This is a genomic window from Helicobacter felistomachi (assembly GCF_030296895.1).
Lineage (GTDB): Bacteria > Campylobacterota > Campylobacteria > Campylobacterales > Helicobacteraceae > Helicobacter > Helicobacter felistomachi.
Map to the genome: position 1 here is coordinate 447,296 of NZ_AP028022.1, position 17,959 is coordinate 465,254.

General features: G+C 47.8%; 13 protein-coding genes and 3 pseudogenes. 9 read left to right on the forward strand and 7 right to left on the reverse strand.

Annotated features, from left to right (window positions below):
- Nucleotides 1–35 precede the first annotated feature (35 nt).
- Nucleotides 36–866: pseudogene (locus QUE23_RS02350) on the reverse strand (outer membrane beta-barrel protein).
- Nucleotides 867–1,090: 224 nt separating this feature from the next.
- Here QUE23_RS02350 and QUE23_RS02355 point away from each other — a divergent pair.
- Nucleotides 1,091–1,549, forward strand: coding sequence for a hypothetical protein (locus QUE23_RS02355; protein WP_286349067.1), 459 nt, complete (start codon nucleotides 1,091–1,093; stop codon nucleotides 1,547–1,549).
- 70 nt (nucleotides 1,550–1,619) lie between these two features.
- On the opposite strand, the gene QUE23_RS02360 is transcribed toward QUE23_RS02355, so the two are convergent.
- Nucleotides 1,620–1,757, reverse strand: a complete 138-nt coding sequence (locus tag QUE23_RS02360) for a DUF5675 family protein (protein ID WP_286349068.1) — start codon at nucleotides 1,755–1,757, stop codon at nucleotides 1,620–1,622.
- A 139-nt stretch (nucleotides 1,758–1,896) separates the two neighbouring features.
- Complete coding sequence (locus tag QUE23_RS02365; RefSeq protein ID WP_286349069.1) at nucleotides 1,897–3,231, reverse strand: methyl-accepting chemotaxis protein; 1,335 nt, start codon at nucleotides 3,229–3,231, stop codon at nucleotides 1,897–1,899.
- A gap of 287 nt (nucleotides 3,232–3,518) precedes the next feature.
- Here QUE23_RS02365 and QUE23_RS02370 point away from each other — a divergent pair, with 287 nt between their 5' ends.
- On the forward strand, nucleotides 3,519–3,971 hold the full coding sequence (locus tag QUE23_RS02370) for a phosphatidylglycerophosphatase A family protein (RefSeq protein ID WP_286349477.1): 453 nt from the start codon (nucleotides 3,519–3,521) through the stop codon (nucleotides 3,969–3,971).
- 75 nt (nucleotides 3,972–4,046) lie between these two features.
- On the opposite strand, the gene QUE23_RS02375 is transcribed toward QUE23_RS02370, so the two are convergent.
- The 4 genes from QUE23_RS02375 to accB all read right to left on the reverse strand — a co-directional run bounded on the left by QUE23_RS02375 (nucleotide 4,047) and on the right by accB (nucleotide 9,332).
- The gene (locus tag QUE23_RS02375) at nucleotides 4,047–6,041 is read right to left on the reverse strand and encodes a methyl-accepting chemotaxis protein (RefSeq protein WP_286349070.1); all 1,995 of its coding nucleotides are present in this window, start codon (nucleotides 6,039–6,041) and stop codon (nucleotides 4,047–4,049) included.
- A gap of 302 nt (nucleotides 6,042–6,343) precedes the next feature.
- Entirely contained in the window at nucleotides 6,344–7,498 is a 1,155-nt protein-coding gene (locus QUE23_RS02380; protein WP_286349478.1) for a pyridoxal phosphate-dependent aminotransferase, read from the reverse strand.
- Nucleotides 7,495–8,853, reverse strand: a complete 1,359-nt coding sequence (locus QUE23_RS02385; protein WP_286349071.1) for an acetyl-CoA carboxylase biotin carboxylase subunit — start codon at nucleotides 8,851–8,853, stop codon at nucleotides 7,495–7,497. The genes QUE23_RS02380 and QUE23_RS02385 overlap by 4 nt, the downstream gene beginning before the upstream one ends.
- 8 nt (nucleotides 8,854–8,861) lie before the next feature.
- A complete protein-coding gene (gene accB / locus QUE23_RS02390; RefSeq protein ID WP_286349072.1) occupies nucleotides 8,862–9,332 on the reverse strand; it encodes an acetyl-CoA carboxylase biotin carboxyl carrier protein in 471 nt (156 codons plus the stop codon).
- Nucleotides 9,333–9,450: 118 nt separating this feature from the next.
- On the opposite strand from accB, the gene aspA reads away from it, so the two are divergent.
- From aspA to QUE23_RS02425, 7 genes and pseudogenes are all read left to right on the forward strand, one after another.
- Entirely contained in the window at nucleotides 9,451–10,863 is a 1,413-nt protein-coding gene (gene aspA, locus QUE23_RS02395) for an aspartate ammonia-lyase (RefSeq protein ID WP_286349073.1), read from the forward strand.
- 96 nt (nucleotides 10,864–10,959) lie between these two features.
- A complete protein-coding gene (locus QUE23_RS02400; RefSeq protein WP_286349074.1) occupies nucleotides 10,960–12,111 on the forward strand; it encodes a type 1 periplasmic-binding domain-containing protein in 1,152 nt (383 codons plus the stop codon).
- A gap of 8 nt (nucleotides 12,112–12,119) precedes the next feature.
- On the forward strand, nucleotides 12,120–12,761 hold the full coding sequence (thyX, locus tag QUE23_RS02405; RefSeq protein ID WP_286349075.1) for an FAD-dependent thymidylate synthase: 642 nt from the start codon (nucleotides 12,120–12,122) through the stop codon (nucleotides 12,759–12,761).
- On the forward strand, nucleotides 12,739–15,267 hold the full coding sequence (locus QUE23_RS02410; RefSeq protein WP_286349076.1) for a DNA polymerase: 2,529 nt from the start codon (nucleotides 12,739–12,741) through the stop codon (nucleotides 15,265–15,267). The genes thyX and QUE23_RS02410 overlap by 23 nt, the downstream gene beginning before the upstream one ends.
- 75 nt (nucleotides 15,268–15,342) lie before the next feature.
- Nucleotides 15,343–15,840: pseudogene (locus QUE23_RS02415) on the forward strand (Rieske 2Fe-2S domain-containing protein).
- A gap of 9 nt (nucleotides 15,841–15,849) precedes the next feature.
- Nucleotides 15,850–17,070: pseudogene (locus tag QUE23_RS02420) on the forward strand (cytochrome b); the annotation flags it as partial.
- A gap of 6 nt (nucleotides 17,071–17,076) precedes the next feature.
- The gene (locus QUE23_RS02425; protein WP_286349479.1) at nucleotides 17,077–17,934 is read left to right on the forward strand and encodes a c-type cytochrome; all 858 of its coding nucleotides are present in this window, start codon (nucleotides 17,077–17,079) and stop codon (nucleotides 17,932–17,934) included.
- The last annotated feature ends 25 nt before the right edge of the window (nucleotides 17,935–17,959 follow it).

Sequence of the window (17,959 nt, forward strand, 5' to 3'; positions counted from 1 at the left end):
CTCAAAAAGTTTAGGTATTTTAGGCGTGTTTTTGCTCAAAAAGTGTAGAAATAATGCGCAAAAAGGGCGATCCCGCGCTTTAAAAAAATGCGGGCTTTGCCATTTTTGCCATAAATACCCCACTTGTTTTTGTCTTCCTCGGTGTAGTAGGTGTGCTCTAAAAAGGGAAAGCGCGCTCCCATTTCAAAGCTTTGGTGCTTAGAGAGTTACACCCTAAAGCCCCCTTGCACCGCCACTTGAAAACTGGGCATTTCATAGAACTTCGCATCATTGCCCATAGAGTTGGCGATCGCAGCGTTGTTTTTCCACACTGCATCCGCACCCACACAATCTCTAGGCTGGGTGGGGATTTGGGTTTGGCAGAGTTTGCCCACATACGCCTTGCCTAAAAGCCAGCTTTGCCCCCCGATCATTGCCCCCACAAACAGCCCCAAGCTGTGATCGCCCCTATTGTAAAAATTCGTCAATAAATCAATCCCCGCCCCATAGAAAAATGTAGCGGCGTTTTGCGTGGCTGTTGTCCTTTGGGCGTGGCGATCAAAGCCCAAATAATCATACCCCCCGCCCATGCCATTGGCAAAGGCAAAGTAGCGTAGCCCAAAGAGTTTGGGCTTGCCAAAGAATTGTTTGTAGCCCAGCACAATCTCCCCCCCATAGAGCGTGCCGCTGTGCTGCTGGCTGTGTGTGGCGCTCTCGTCGGCCACGGGCTCTAAGGTGTGCGTGCCGTCAATGGGGATGGTGAAGTTTAAAGTCCGGCTAAAGTAGTTGTAGACAAACCCCCCACCGATGAAAAATCCGTTCTTCTCCGCCCACAGAGACACAGACAATACGCAAACCAAGACCCACAACTTCACAGCAACACGCATATAAATCCTTTAAAAAGTCCATAAACCCTTAAGTATAGACACAAGACCCCTAGAAAGTCCATAACTTTAAGGGCTTTGACTTCACCCACAACATAGAAGCCCCAAGCTCTAGCCCCCAAGAGACCAAGCCCCCAGCACAAACAACCCAAACAGCCCTAGCACAGCCGATCGGCCAAGCAGAAGATACGCACGGGCACACACAGCCCCTCTAAGAGCCCCAAGAAGTGAAGCCCATAGCCCCCAATGAGGACACGAAGACCACAATGCAGGCACAGCAATTAGCCGACTTGAAGGCCATCCAAGCAGGCCAAGAGAAATTAAAGCCAGAACCCCCAAGATTGAGCCTACAAGAGCTGCAAGAGAAGACCCAAGAGTTCGACCACTTCAACGTGAACGAGCAAGGAATCCTAGACACAAATGCCAAAGCCTACAAGCTCCACACACTCAAGCTAGAAAATCTCTTACAAAAGGCCCTACACAGCCAAATCGCTTTTAAGGACTTGCCCGAGAATGTGAAGAAATACCTAAAGCGTAAATTCGTGGACGAAGAGAGATTATTATCCAGCTTATTCACAAACAACTACGCTCAGGCGCAATTTGCCAAAGAGCAAGAGCGTTTACAAGACTACCAAGAGCAAACACAAGAGCAAACAAGGGCTAAGACCATCACCAAAGAGCTGTAACACGACTACGCCCTCTTAAGCAACATTGCCCAAGCCAAGAACTTCTTTAACGCCTTTGCAGACAAAGACCCTAAGAAAGGATGATGCCCAACTTGTCGTTGTAGCTTTTGCCTAGCAGAATACAGCCCAGCGTGTCGATGGCATCACTGCCTATGTGTATCATAATGTGGCGTTTGGCAAAGCTGGGTTGTTGGGGTCTTTCAGCCAAATGCCTACGGGCTTATCCCATGGGTTTTTACTGCGCTACTCTGGGGGCACGCATACGCTGGTGCAGTCCCAATGGAGGGCGTATTGCCCGGGCATGATGGGCTAAAAATACTAAAGAAATACCACCGCTTGCCTATCCCTTATTTGCCAGAAACCCCCATGCCCTGGGCTACCCGGTCGCTGGCGGCTTTAATTTTTTCCATCAAATTTTGGGTTTCACAAGAAAGATCACAGGTCTTTTCTGCTTCATCTGCACCGCTGCTGATGTTCTCCACCACTTGTTGCGTGATCTCACGGATGGAGCTGATGATCGCTGCAATCTCGGTTACAGATTTACCGGTGCGCTCGGCTAATTTACGCACTTCATCGGCCACCACCGCAAAGCCCCGCCCATGCTCGCCCGCTCTAGCCGCTTCAATGGCGGCGTTTAAGGCCAACAAGTTGATTTGATCGGCAATGTCTTTAATAGTTTGGGTGATGGAAGAGATCGAGTCGGATTGTGTGCTTAGGGTATCCACTAATTGCACATTGTTTTTCATGGTGCTAGCCACATTTTGGATATTGCTTGTGGTTTCTTCAATCATGCGGTTACCATCGCTGGTGAGCTGCTGGTTTTCTTTGATCAACTCCAAAACCATGTGGATTTTCTCCTCCTTGTGGGTGGCATCTAAGGCAAACTTGATGAATTTGTAAATCTCGCCCTCGCTGTCAAAAACGGGGTTGTAAGTCGCCTCCAAATAGATCTCTTTACCCGCCTTGGTGATTCGTTTAAAAGTCCCTTTGGTGAATTCCCCCGATTTTAAGTGATCCCAAAACTCTGCGTATTGCGGGCTTTTGACAAACTCTGGATCGCAAAATATAGAGTGGTGTTTGCCTTTAATTTCCTCCAAGGTGTAGCCCATGAGATCTAAGAAATTTTTGTTTGCGTTGATCACATGGCCGTCCATGTCAAACTCAATGAGGGCCATAGAAGCAAAGTTGGCCTTATAAACAGCACGCAAATCGTTTAATTCTAAAACGCCTGCCGTGATGTCAATGGCGGTTTTGATGATTTTAACCACTTCACCCCGATCGTCCAAGACAGGGCTGTAAGCGGCTTTTAAATACACTTCTGAACCATCTTTCTTGATCCGTTTAAAAGTTCTCCTCTGAAATTGTCCAGCTCTGAGTTTATACCAAAAATTTTGGTAGTCATTTGAAGACACCAATTTGGGATCGCACAACATAGAGTGGTGTTTGCCCTTGATTTCCTCTAAGGTGTAGCCCATGATTTTGAGAAAATTGTCATTTGCATTGAGGATTGTGCCCTCCGTATCGAACTCAATGATGGCAAGAGAATGGTCGAGGGCATTGTAGACAGCGCGTAATTCTCGGTTTTTCTCAGTCAATGCATTGATTTTTTCTGTGCATTCTGCGTGTCTTTTGTTTTTAGGTGTTTGCTCAGGTGTTTGCTTGGTTGAGGGCAAAAAAAACATTTTTAATCCTTTTTTATGAAAAATTTACAGAAAGAGAATCGATAATCGAACAGCACAAGATTTAGAGAACTGACAGCTGGCAACCAAGAAACGGCAAGATAGCCAAGAACAACATGCTGGAGAGGCAAGAGAGAGAAGAGATGGGGGCAACACTGGCAAGTTACCCCCCCCCCCCCAGTCTGTGTCGGCTAGGTTGTGCATACAAGCTCCTATGAAAATGAATCCCCCCTCATTGTAGCATGTTTTTCATAAACATGCTACAATGGGTCTAAAATTTGGAGAAAACCTTGAACTTCTTTAGCCGTGAATGTTTTTTGACCTTGTTTTACGCGGGCAAATTTCCCAAAGGGCCGGGCACAGCGGGCAGTGTCGTGGCAGTGGTTTTAGGTTTACCCATCTTATATCTCTCAGCCAACACTTTATTTTTATGCGCCCTTTTGATCGGGCTCATTGCCATTAAACAAATTGACATTTACGAGGCCCAAACCAAGAGCCACGATGACAAACAAATTGTGATCGATGAGTTGGTGGGGATGTGGATGGCAATGGCGATTGCGGGCCTTAGTTGGCTGGGCGTGATCGCTAGTTTTGTGTTCTTCCGCCTTTTTGACATTTACAAACCCTCTTTGATTGGCAAGATCGATAGAGATGTGGGTGGGGGGCTTGGGGTGGTGGGCGATGATGCCCTAGCGGGGATTTGTGGCGGGTTTTGCGCCTTATTACTCACCCATTTATTTTAAGGGGGTTATGGTTTGTGAAGTGCTCGCTTGAAACGTGTACTTATTTGCCCTACAAGACTAAGAGCAGGTGCTCGCTTAAATCTTAAACACGCTCAAAAAGCTGTTTAAATCGTTGGTTTGTTGGTTGAGCTCGTTAGAAGACGTTTGCATAGAATCGTTGATTTTTAACAAATCCTGCACGCATGAGGCGATCTTGTCCCCATTTTCAAGGACGCTTGCCGTGTGCTTATTGATTTTATTGATGTTGTCTAGATTCGCCAAAGATTGATCCACAACATTAACGATCACACCTGCCAGCTGCTGGACATGGGTTTGCATGTCGCTTGATTGCTTGGTGAGGGCATGCATTAATTGGAGGCTATTTTTTCTCTCCCCATTGATCTTTTCAATAGACTCCAAGATATTTGTCACGATGGCTTCGCTCTCTGTCGTGCTGTTTTTGGTTCTCTCAGCCAAAGCCCGCACTTCATCCGCGACCACCGCAAAGCCACGCCCGTGCTCGCCCGCGCGCGCCGCTTCAATGGCCGCATTGAGGGCCAATAAGTTTGTCTGCTTGGCGATGTCTGTGATGGTGTCTAAAATGCTGCGTATGTTTTGTGCCTCTGCGGATAAAGCTTGCATTTGTGCCACGCCGTTTTCTTCATTAGCCATATTGTCTTGGACATGTTTGTTGATGGCCGCCACAGCCGTTTTAGTGTCGCTCACATTATCAAGAACTCCCTCTAAAAGCTCTTTAGTGGAGATAGACATCGCCAAGCTATCGTCTAAAGCCTGGCGGCTAGAGTGGCTTAAATCTGTGTTGTTTTGACTAATTTGTTCGATTTGTTTGGAATTGGAGTCTAGACCTATGGAAATGGTGTTTAGGGTCTTAGAAACAGCGGTGTTGCTCTGCACTTGCTGGAAGATTCGTTGTAAAATGTCGCGCATGTCTTCTATAAAAGTATTCACAGAGTGGGCCATAAACCCGATCTCATCGTTGGTGGCGATGCTAATTTTGTCTGTAAAAGTCTTGTTATCTACGATGTATTTTAATGTCTTGTTGACCTTTTGCAATCTCTTGGAGATATAGCGCATCATCAAGAAAGCCAGGATCGTTGTTACAAGGATGATCAGCGTTTCAGAGATCGCCAACAATTCAAAATAATGGGTTTCTTTGAGAATCTCCGTCTTATCAAGCTTTGTGATGTGCGCATTGACGCTATCCTCCACCTTCTTTAATAGATCAATTTTCTTGGTGATGGTGTTAAACCAAAGTGTGGGATTCACGCCAAATCCCCCCACTAAATATTTTTGCATAAGGATGTGGCGCATTTTCTCCACCTCTTTAAAGCTCGGGTCTGTGGAAATACGCTGAAAAAGCGCGATGCTCTGCGTGTCCCCAAAGGATAGAAAATATTTTTCAAAAACTTCTTGTTTGGCGACGAGGGCGATGAAATGTGCGTATTGCGGATCGGCAGGGTCGTTGGCAATAAAAATGCGGTTGGCTGTGGCGCGCTCCAGTCCCGACATCTCTTTGGCGTAAAGAAAACTGATATATACCATCGCCGCGTGAGAGATTTTAGGGTTGGAGATGGTTTTAATGGAATTGAGCACAGTGTCCAAAAACATGTCAATGCCCTTTGTAAAGTAGGCGATTGTGTCGTTGACAAGTGCCTTTTTGTCCTTAGTCTCCATCGCATCGCGCCTTTGGGGCAATTGATCTAAGAAATCAAGCCCTCTTTGCACAGCCTGCCTGTAATGCGCGCCTAGACTAGAAACCGTGCCTAGAAATTTTTTAAGTGCCTCTAACTTAACATTTGTGTTTTGCCTTTGCTCGGGCAACTTGTCGGCAAATTGCACTCCCCCGCTGGACAAGAACCCTGCACTCATCCCCCGCTCTTTTTGCATCTCGTGCACCAGTGCAAATATATATTTAGACACTTCTATTTGGCGTGCCAAATCCTTATTGAGGCTGAGCTCATTGTAAGTGCTGTGTAGTTGCCAACCCATGAAGAACAACAAGATAACCATAGGGATGGAGATGATCAATATAATCTTGCCCTGTAACTTTAAACGATTTAAGAATTGCAATGAAAACTCCTCATTGAAAACCACATGGCGCTCATTGTAATTAAAATTAGATAATCAAAGAATTGTTTGAATAAAAAAGTCCAAAAATGAGAAACCATGCTCGCGATTCTGCAAAATTGTTACGGTACAAGAAAAGTTTTAAATCGTTAAAAGAGTTTGGCACTGGCATGCGCGCAAATGCGGGGCAAGTGGAAAAACAATTCCGTGGGAACTGTATGCTTGTTAGGGTTTAGGGTTTATGGAGCTGTTGGTGCCACCCCTGAAACAACCAGGCTTAGTGATTCTCTTATAAATGCGAAAACTTATGCGTCCATAAACTTTTTAAGCCGCTCTAGCCCGGCTTTGATTTGTTCTAGCGAACAAGCATAGGACATGCGCACAAAGCCCTCAACTCCAAAGGCACTGCCCGGCACGAGTGCGATGCCCTGTTTTTCCAAGAGTGTTTGGCAAAACTGCATGGAGTTCTGTCCGGGGATTTGTATCCACAGATAAAACGCCCCCTGTGGCTTTAAGGCACTTAAGCCCTTGATTTCATTAAGCCCCGCGTAGGCGATGTCGCGGCGTTCTTTAAAAGCAAGGCGCATCTTTTCAATATCTTGATCTGCACAACCTTGTAGGGCGGCTAGGGCAGCCTTTTGGGCGATTGAGTTAATGTTAGAGGTGCTGTGGCTTTGCAAGGCAAGCATGTGTTTTAACAAGGTTTTATCCTTAGTGCCCAAATAACCCACGCGCCAGCCAGTCATGCTCACCGCCTTACTTAAGCCATTAATGGTGATGGTGCGCTCTAATTGCCCCTCTAGTGCGCCAAAAGAGCACATAGACCCCTCGTAGACCAGCTTTTCATAAATTTCATCGCTTAAAACCCAAACTTTGGTGTTTTCCAACACCTCTGCTAGGGCTTGCAGCTCGGCTTTGGTGTAAATCATGCCTGTGGGGTTTGAAGGGCTGGTTAGGACTAAAATTTTTGTCTTAGGGGTTAAAGCTTTTTGGAGTTGATCGGGGGTGATTTTAAATCCTGTGGCGGCATCGGTGGGTAAAAAGACATTTTTACCCCCGCTATAAGTAACCAACTCGGGGTAACTCACCCAATAGGGGGCGGGGATGATCACCTCATCGCCAGGATTGATGAGGGCCTGAAAAGCGTTGAATAAACATTGTTTCGCCCCATTGCTTGCCATGACTTCATCGGCCCCGTAGTTTAAGCCATTTTCATTTTGGAATTTTTTAGCGATGGCCTGCAATAATTCGGGGATGCCCTTCACAGGGGTGTATTTGCTAAAGCCCGCATCGATCGCTGCTTTGGCCGCCTCCTTCACGCAAGGGGGGGTGTCAAAGTCGGGTTCACCCGCACTGAAACTTAAAATATCCTTGCCTTGCGCCTTCAACTCCTGCGCCAGCGTGGTGATGGCGATGGTTTGTGAAGGAGCGATGCTTTTAATTTTATCCGCATACATCAGGATTCCTTTGGTTGGTTTTGGGTTTCTAAATACTTCGTGTGGATGGTATTGCGCCTAAAATCGGGGTTATCTAGCATGCTTAAATGAAAATCCTTAGTCGTCTTGATCCCCTTCACAAAAAACTCTTTGAGTGCCCGCTTCATTTTAGCGATGGCCTGCTCTCGATCGGGGGCGTGCACGACCAATTTACCGATCATCGAATCGTAATAAGGCGGGACATTGTAACCCGCATAAGCGTGGGTGTCAAAGCGCACCCCCATCCCCCCGGGAGCGATCCAAGAAGTGATTTTACCCGCGCTTGGGGTGAAGGTTTTAGGGTCTTCGGCTGTGATGCGGCACTCTATGGCGTGCCCCCTGCAGACAATCGATTCTTGAGGGGGGAGCGTTTCCCCTTGAGCGATTCTAACCATCCACTCCACTAAATCTAAGCCGCTCACCATTTCGCTCACTGTGTGCTCCACTTGTAGGCGCGTGTTCATCTCCATGAAGTAAAAATTCTGTCCATTGGCATCTAGCAAAAACTCAAAAGTCCCCGCCCCCACATAGCCAATGTGTTTGGCAGCGTTGATCGCTGTTGTTAAGAGTCGTTGACGCACTTCTTCTTGCAACACCAACGCTGGGGTTTCTTCAATGAGCTTTTGCTGGCGGCGTTGCGTGGAGCAATCGCGCTCGCCCACATGGATCACATTGCCATGCTTGTCGGCTAGGATTTGCACCTCGATGTGCTTGGGGTTTTTAATGAATTTTTCAATGTAAACACTCCCATCTCCAAAGGCACTTAGTGCCTCGGTTTCAGCGGCTAGGTAGAGATTTTTAAGCGCACTGGCTTTCTCCACCACACGCATGCCCCGCCCACCCCCACCATTGGCCGCCTTGATGATGATGGGAAAGCCGATGCGCTCAGCTACCTCTAGCGCTTCTTCATAGCTCTTTAAAATCCCATTAGAACCCTCAATCACGGGCACACCCACAGCTTGCATGCACGCTTTAGCTTTGGACTTGTCCCCCATTAAAGCCATCACCTCAGCACTGGGGCCAATGAACTCTAGCCCGTGGTGGGTACAAATCTCCACAAAGTTTTGATTCTCGCTTAAAAACCCATACCCGGGGAAAATCGCATCCGCCTCAAAGAGCTCGGCGGCACTAATGATCGCAGGAATATTAAGATAACTTTCTGCAGATTTAGGTCCGCCCACGCACACTTTAGCATCAGCGGTGTTGAGGTAGTGGGCATCTTTGTCAGCACTAGAATAAATGGCGATGGATTGTTTGCCCATTTGGGCGATGGTCCGCACCGCCCTTAGCACAATCTCCCCCCGATTGGCGATCAAAATGCGCTGAATCTCTTTCTCCATGCCACGCCTTAAAGTTTCTCAATTTTAATGAGCTGCGTGCCGTATTCTACGGCGGTCGCATCGTCCACTTCAATGGCTAGGATTCTGCAATCGCACTCGGATTCGATCTCGTTCATGATTTTCATCGCTTCCACAATGCCGATCACCTGCCCCTTTTTGATCGTGTCGCCCACTTGCACATAGGGGCTGGCGGTGGGGCTGGGGCGGTGGTAGAAAGTGCCGACCATGGGCGATAAAATGTAATCTTCTTTGCTTTTTTGCCCCACGCTGGCAGCCCCAGTTGTGGTGTTGATCGCGCAAGCACTGGCGGTGGGGGTTTGTAGGGGGACAACCGGGGTGCTTTCAACAGCGATCGCGGTGGCGTTTCTTTTGCCCGACTTGTCTAGCACCAATTCCACATTTTCCATTTTGAGCTTAAAATAACTGATTTGGCTCTTGTCAAAGACAGCCATGAGCTCTTGAATGTCGCTTACATGCATTTTAATAAATCCTTCAAAGTGAATTGGTTAGCTTTTGGGCTATGATAACATGATTTTGGTGTTAATATTAATTTTAAGTGGGTAGAATACCGCTTTATTTTTAAGCAAAGGAGAGTTTATGGCTACCAGAAGAGAGCACGACTTTATCGGCGAAATGGAAATTAATGATGAGCTGTACTATGGCATCCAAACCATACGAGCAGTGGAGAACTTCAGCATCACGCACGATCGCCTTTACAACTACCCCGTGTTTATCCGCTCTTTCGCGCAAGTGAAAAAGGCGGCGGCTTTGGCAAACGCCGAATTGGGCTTGATCGATGTAAAGATCAAAGACGCGATTTGCCACGCTTGCGATAAGATCATTGCCGGCGAATATTTAGATCAATTCGTGGTAGACATGATCCAAGGCGGAGCGGGCACCAGCACTAACATGAACGTCAACGAAGTGATCGCTAACCTCGCTTTAGAGTTCTTGGGGCATAAAAAAGGCGAGTACCAATACTGCCACCCCAACGACCATGTCAACCGCTCCCAATCCACCAACGACACCTACCCCTCAGCCCTAAAAATTGCCATTTATGAAAGGCTAGACAAACTCACTCAAACCCTTAAAGTCTTAAAAGACGCGTTTGCCGTGAAGGCCAAAGAGTTTTCCCATATCCTTAAAATGGGGCGCACACAGCTACAAGATGCCGTGCCCATGACTTTGGGCCAAGAGTTTGAAACCTTTATGTGCATGGTGGAAAAGGACATCCAGCACGTCCTAGATGCGCGTAACTGGACTAGGGTGCTTAATCTAGGCGGCACGGCCATTGGCACGGGCATCAACTCCCACCCCGACTATAAGGGCATTGTGGAAAAGAAAATTCAAGAGGTTACGGGCCGCCCTTTCACCATCGCCCAAAACCTCATTGAAGCCAGCCAAAGCACTGGGGCCTATGTGCAAGTGAGCGGGGCACTTAAAAGGGTGTCTATCAAGCTCTCTAAAATCTGCAATGACTTACGCTTGCTCAGTTCAGGTCCTAGAGCGGGCCTAAATGAAATCAACCTACCCAAAATGCAACCGGGCAGCTCCATCATGCCCGGCAAGGTCAATCCCGTGATCCCCGAGGTCGTCAACCAAGTGTGTTTCTCTGTGATTGGCAATGACCTCTCTGTGGCGATGGCGGCTGAGGGCGGACAATTACAGCTCAACGTCTTTGAGCCCGTGATCGCTTATAAACTTTTCCATTCTTTCTTAATGCTCGATCGGGCGATCCACACTTTGGTGGATAAATGTATTTTAGGCATCACCGCTAATGAAAAAATTTGTCAAGACTATGTGTTTAACAGCATCGGCATCGTGACAGCCCTTAACCCGCACATCGGGTATGAAAAATCCGCCTCCATTGCCAAAGAAGCCCTAGAAACCGGCAAATCCATCCACGAAATTGTGCTGGAGCGCAAATACCTCACCCAAGAACAGCTAGACGAGATTTTCCAACCCGCCAACATGCTAAGCCCCCATGTCTTTAAAAAGCACAAAGACTAGCCCCTTGGGCTTGCTCTTAAGCCTAGTTTTTCTAGGCACTTTGGGAGCTAAGGCGCGCCCTCGCCTGCCATCGCCCATCCCCCCGCCCGCCAAATCGTGGTGAGCTTAGAGGCGTGTAGCCCCGATTGTTTGTATAAACTCTATGCCAGCGGACAGATATTTTCGTTCATGGCGCACTACGCCGCAGACACAGAGGATGCACAGCTGCAAGACAATTACACCATCATAGACGACCTCTTAAACCCCACCTTGAGTGCACAAAACCCACAGGTGGAGGACGCGCAAAATGCCAGAGAGGTGTATAAAGTCGCGCTTTTAGTGCCTAAAAAAGTCATAGGGCGTTACGCCGACACTTCCACAAGCGCCCTTTTGGCTTACCTGTCTCTCAAAAATCACGACTTCACGCTCAAAGTCTTTGACAGCCAAAAAGAAGACCCTGAGAGCCTCAAAAAAACTTACCAAAATATTGCCAAAGAGGGGTTTCCCTTTGTCATCGCCCTTTTGACCCAAGAGGGGGTGCAAAATTTAGTGGCTAAAACGCCCCTAAACCTGCCGACCATTGTCCCCACGGTGAATAAACACCAGCTAGAAAAGCGCATGGACTTGCCCTCCACGCTCATTTTTGGGGGGATTGACTTTCCCAAACAAGTGGCGATGCTTTTAGAGTTTAGCCAGCACAGGCCCCTAGTTGTCTATAACGATGACAGCTTTCGGGGGGAGATGCTTAGCAAAAGCTTAAAAGACTTGGGGGCCAATGTGGTCTATGAAGACACCATCACTTTTAAAAAGGCGAGCACTTTTGGCAAGGATCTTGGGAAACAACGCCGCTATCTAAAAAATGGCGTGGTGCTTTTCAACACTTCCATTGTCAAAACAGGCATGCTCTTAAGCCAAATAGGCATGCTCTCTAGCCGTGAGCGCCCCCAAATGCTGCTCTCTTCGCAAATCAACTTCAATTTATCCATGTTCATGCTGACCCAGCCACAAGACCGCCAAAACCTTTACATCACCAACGCCCTAGCCGCATTGAACCCCTATTTGAGCCAAACCGCGGCTTTATTAAACAGCAATTTAAAATACGACTGGGTGGGCTACACAAGTGTAGATTGTTTAGAACACATGCTCACACGCTTTTACCCCCACTTGCAACGCTACTTTAAAGAACCCTTGCAAGACCAGCAGATCACCTACACCAACACCCTTTACACGCCTAAATATCTAGGCTTTAAACCACTCAACCAAAACTAAGGTATTTTATGCAAGTGCTTTTAAAACACGCCACGCCGCTATCTTGTTGCTACGAAGCCATCAGGACTTGTTACCAGAGTTTTGGTTATAGCGACAATGGGGGACGCAAGGATTTAGAACTCATCGACCGCGTGGCGAACAAATACCGCCACAACTCCACTTTGGAGCATTTATTTTATAACTTTGACATACAGGGCATTTCTCGGGGTTGCTTGCAAGAGTTAGCCCGCCATCGCATGGCTAGTTTCTCTGTCAAATCCAGCCGTTACACGCTAAGAGAACTCAAAAGCGAAGAGAGCTTTTTGCCCCTAGAGCCACAAAATTTAGAGCGGGCCAAAAAGTTTTTAGTCTTTACGGGAGTGGAGGCGGTGGATAGGGCGAGCGTGCAAGCCTTAGAAAATTTACGCCTCCTCATCGTGCAAAACATTAAAAACGATTACGCCAAATTTGCCATGCCAGAGAGTTATAAAACCAGCCTCGCCTTTAGCTTGAATGCCCGCAGTTTGCAAAACTTCTTAAACCTACGCACAGACAGCAAAGCCCTTTGGGAGATTCGCGCCCTAGCTTTAAAGATTTACGAAGCCCTGCCTGAAGAACACCGCTATTTATTCACCCATTGCCTAAAACATGAAAACCCTACACCTTGTTGACACTTTTAGTCTGCTCTTTAAATTTTACTACCCCTTAAAGGACTTACACACTTCAAAGGGCTTGAACACCGCGTGGCTCAATGCCTTTGCCAAAATCGTGCATACACTCTACAACCAAAAAGCCGAGGGTTTGATTTTCGCCCTAGAGGGGGGCAGCAACCACCGCAAAGACTTGCACCAAGACTACAAGGCTAACCGCCAAGCCCCCCCGCATTTGGAGGAACAGCTCCCCATCATTTTTGAGTGGATGGAGCGCATGGGGCTGTGCGCTTTAAGCGTGGCGGGTTATGAGAGCGATGATGTCATCGCCAGCTTGTGCCGCCATTTTAGTGCACCACATATCCGCATTTTTAGCGCAGATAAGGACTTTTTCCAGCTTGTGAGCGAGCGGGTGGTGCTCTTTGATTTAAGCAACAAGAGCATGAGGGGCGTGGATTTTTGCCTAGAAAAATACAAGATACACCCCAAACAATTCACGGACTATCAGGGCTTGGTGGGCGATAGCAGCGATGGCTACAAGGGGGTTAGGGGCATTGGCGCAAAGGGGGCGGCTGCCCTTTTGCAAGAGTGGGGGGACTTAGAAAGCATCTATGCCAACCTAGACAAGCTCCCCCCCAAATTACAAAGTGCCTTAAGAGCCTACAAAGACCAGGCCTTTTTGAGTAGAGAGCTTGCCACGCTTAAAAGTGATTTAAAACTAGACTTTAAAGTGCCCCCCGATTTTCCCACAGAAAATCCCCTATTAAAAATACAAGACGCTTTGGCGGAGTTTGAAATGTTTGGCCTGTTAGAGCAAATCCAGCCCAAAGCCGCCATTAGCCCCCAAAGCACGCCCTTAAACTCCAGCCAAGAGGTGTTAGACAAACTCGCCAAAAGCCCCCCCTGTGTGGTGCAAGCCAAAGAGCTTAAAGGGGGCGTGTTGCTCGGGGTGTTGCCCTTGGGTGGGGAGTTTATGGCGGTGCTGTTAAACGATTTGCTTGCGCCGGCTTTAGTGCAGCAGCTTTACACTTGTTCACTCATCGGCTACGACATGAAGGAGGTTTTTAGCTGTTTGGGGCGTTTTGGGGCGTTTAAGGGGGGGAGCTTTGAAGATGTGCACTTATTGGCGTGGCTTAAGGATTGCTATTTAGACAATTCTTTGAATGCCCTAGCTTTAAGCCTACATTTGGGCGCACCCGCCCCCCTAGAGGGCAACTTAACGCAAATCGCGGCGGCTATGCGCCACAACGCCCCAATGATCCTAAAGGCTTACCGGCACTACAAAGAAAATTTAAACCCCCCTTTGTGGGAGTTAGCCCATAACCTAGAATACCCCCTACTCACGCTTTTAGCCCAAATGCAAGAGCATGGGTTTTTGTTAGATTTAGACTATTTGCAAGCTTTAGACGCAGAGTTTAAACAGACGCTAGCACAGCTAGAGCAGCGCATACAAGCTGGAGCCCACACGGACATTAACCCCAACTCTTCCAAACAATGGGCACAATTTCTTTACACCCATTTAGAGCTCGCAAGCAAGCACGCCACGAAGATCAAGACCGGGCTATCCACCAACGAAGCGAGCCTAAAAGCCTTGCAACAAGCCTACACAGGGCAGAGCATCAAGGGCATTTGTGTGTCTAGTTTGCTAGGCACGCTTTTAGAATACAGAGAGATTTTTAAACTCCAAAGCACCTATGTCAAGCCCCTATTAGAACGCCAAATAAAAGGCAAAATCCACACCCTTTTTCACCAAACCACCACTGCGTCTTCAAGGTTAAGCTCCAGCAAGCCTAATTTACAAAACGTCCCCATACGCACCCCTTTAGGACAACAAATTGCCCGGGCTTTTATCGCCCCAAAGGGCTTTGTGTTGCTAGGTTTGGACTACTCGCAAATGGAGCTTAGACTGCTCGCCCATTTTAGCAAGGACACCCATTTAATTGCCGCCTTTAAAGAAGGTCAAGACATCCACACCAACACCGCTCTAGCTCTTTTTAACGACCCTAAACAAAGACCTTTGGCTAAGGCGATTAATTTTGGGCTCATTTATGGCATGGGGGCTAACCGGCTCGCCGCCACGCTAGACATTAGCCTAAAAGAAGCTAGAGAGCACATACAGCGTTACTTTCAAGCCTTCCCCACGATTCAAGATTTTTTAACCGAGCTCAAAGAGCGGATTTTACAAGAGGGGCAGGTGCAAACTTTGCTAGGGCATGTGCGTGCTTTTGGCTTTAAGGGGGCAAGTCCTAAACTTGTCGCCGACTATTTGAGAGAGGGCGCAAATACTCTATTTCAAGGCAGTGCGAGCGATTTGATGAAACTTGCCATGTTGGCGCTAAAAGAGCACTATCCACAGCTTAAAATGCTCGTGCAAGTGCATGACGAACTCATTTTGGAAGTGCCCAAAGAATCAGCCCAAAGCCTAGCCACAGAGCTAAAAACTCTCATGGAAAATGTTTATCCGCTGAAAGTCCCCCTAGAATGCCATGCGCGTTTGGCGCAAAACTGGGCGGATTTAAAGGCCTAAAACCCCTATTCTACACGCAATATTAAGTTTTGCAGTGTAAAATGCATGTTTTGTAAAAATGCTAGAGGAGCGATGATGGCTGAGATCAATCGGCGGGATTTTTTGAGCATGGCACTTGCAGGCGTGGCGGGAGCGGGTGCGCTTGCGGGGCTAGTGGCCATGAAAAAAACATGGGACCCCTTACCCAGCGTGGTGTCGGCGGGTTTTACAAGTGTCGATGTGGGCGCAATGAAAGAGGGTGAGTTTAGCACGGTGGAGTGGCGGGGCAAGCCGGTTTATATCATCAAAAAGAAAGCGGGCATGCCCTTTGATGCCAAGCGGGATTTTAAGATCAACGACGGAGTTTTTACCGTGGGGGTGCAGATTTGCACGCATTTGGGTTGTATCCCCAATTTTGAATCCATTGACAAGGGCTTTTTATGCCCCTGTCATGGGGGACGTTTCACAAGCGATGGCGTGAATATCCCGGGCACACCACCCCCGCCCCTTTGAAATCCCCCCTTTAAGCTGGCCGGGAGCAAGATCACCTTTGGTGAAGTGGGCCCTGAGTACCAAGCAATGATGAAAGCATAAGGATCGCATATGGCAGAAATTAAAAAAGCAGAGGGCGTTGTGGATTGGCTAGACCAACGACTCGGGGTTAAAAAACTCACTAAAGTTTTGATGACCGAGTATTGGATTCCTAAAAATATCAACTTCCTATGGGCAATGGGGGTGATCTTACTCACACTCTTTACCGTCCTTGTGGTTTCGGGCATTTTTCTTTTGATGTATTACAAACCCGATGCGAAATTGGCTTACGACAGCGTGAACTTCACCATCATGCAAGAAGTCGCCTTTGGCTGGTTGTGGCGGCACATCCACGCCACGGCTGCGAGCATGATTTTTGTCATCATCTATATCCACATGTTCGTGGCGATCTACTACGGCTCTTATAAAAGAGGACGGGAGATGATTTGGATCAGCGGCATGCTCTTGTTTGTGATTTTTAGCGCAGAAGCCTTTAGCGGCTACATGTTGCCCTGGGGGCAGATGAGTTACTGGGCGGCTTCGGTGATCACCGGACTCTTTGGCAAAATCCCTGTCATCGGCCCCGATCTTTTAATGTGGATTCGGGGCAACTATGTCGTGGCGGACGCGACTTTAACCCGTTTCTTCATGTTGCATGTATTCTTGTTGCCCGTGGTGATCATCATGATCATAGGCATGCACTTCTACTCTTTGCGTATCCCCCATGTCAATAATCAAGAGGGCGAGGTGTTGGACTTTGAAGCCGAAGAACAAAAATATAAGGAAGGGCGCAAAAAAGAATCTAAAGTCATCCCCTTTTGGCCTGTATTCTTGTCAAAAGACATTTTCGTGGTGTGCGCTTTCATGGTGTTTTTCTTTTACTTGGTGTGCTACCACTACGAATTTGCGATGGACCCTATCAACTTCGAGCGCGCCAACAGCCTAAAAACCCCCACACACATTTACCCCGAATGGTATTTCTTGTGGAGTTATGAAGTGTTGAGAGGCTTCTTTTTCAACGGCAATTTGGGGCTTGTGGTCTTTGGTGTGGCGCAAATCATCTTTTTCTTATTGCCTTTCTTAGACAACAGCCCTGTGGTCAAACCCGCCCACCAACGCAAAGCCTTTCAGGTGTGGTTTTGGTTGTTGGTGGTGGATATGGTGGTGCTCACGATCTATGGCAAGCTCCCGCCCGTGGGGAACAATAAATATGTGGGCTTGGTGGCTTCCTTGATCTTCTTGGCCCTTTTCTTTGTCATTTTGCCCTTGATTAGTCGGGCTGAAAAGAAAGAGTCTAGAGTGAAAGAGTTGAAAATTTTAGCGATCCTCATCGTGGTGATCGGCGCACTCTACTATGGAGTGGAGCCTTATGCACACTCGATCATGGAGCCAAAAACCGCCCCCGCGGACTTTGCCTTTAAAGACTTAAAGCCCATTGATTTAAGCAAGGGTGTGGCAAGCAAGGGTAAAGACTTGGTGGCGCAAAATTGTGTGGCATGCCACAGCCTTGAGAGCCAAAAAATCCCCGCCCCCATGGATCACGCCAGCGCCGGGGCGAGCTTTGGCGTGGTGCCCCCCGATTTGTCGCACATCGCCAGCGTGCTAAATCCGCAGTTCTTAGCCCACTTCATCAAAGACCCCACAAAGGCAGCAAAACTCACACATAAATACAAAGACGACCACCCCTATCCCATGCCCGCTTTCGCGCAGTTTAGCGATCAAGACCTAGCCGACATTGTGGCGTATTTAACTTCCATCGCGCCTAAGAAACTCACCGATCAACAAGTCTTTATGCAAGCCTGCCAACGCTGCCACGACATCAAGTACGATAAACTTTATGCGATCACCGATCATAAAGACTTGCACCGCTACTTAGGTTCTAACGCTCCCGACTTGTCGATGATGATCCGCTCACTCGGGCGTGAAAAATTAGAAGTGTTTATCAACGATCCGCAAAAACTCCTGCACGGCACAGCCATGCCCCGCATAGGGTTAACCAAACAGGCCCAAGAACAAGTGATCAACTACCTAGAGCAAACAGGCGATAGCAAACGCCACCAACGCCACGGGCTAGGCATCCAAATCATGCTTTTCTTTGCCGTGATGACCTTACTCGCCTACGTTTGGAAACAAAAAGTGTGGAGAGAGGTACATTAAAAACACTTTAAGGGGGCATCTTGCG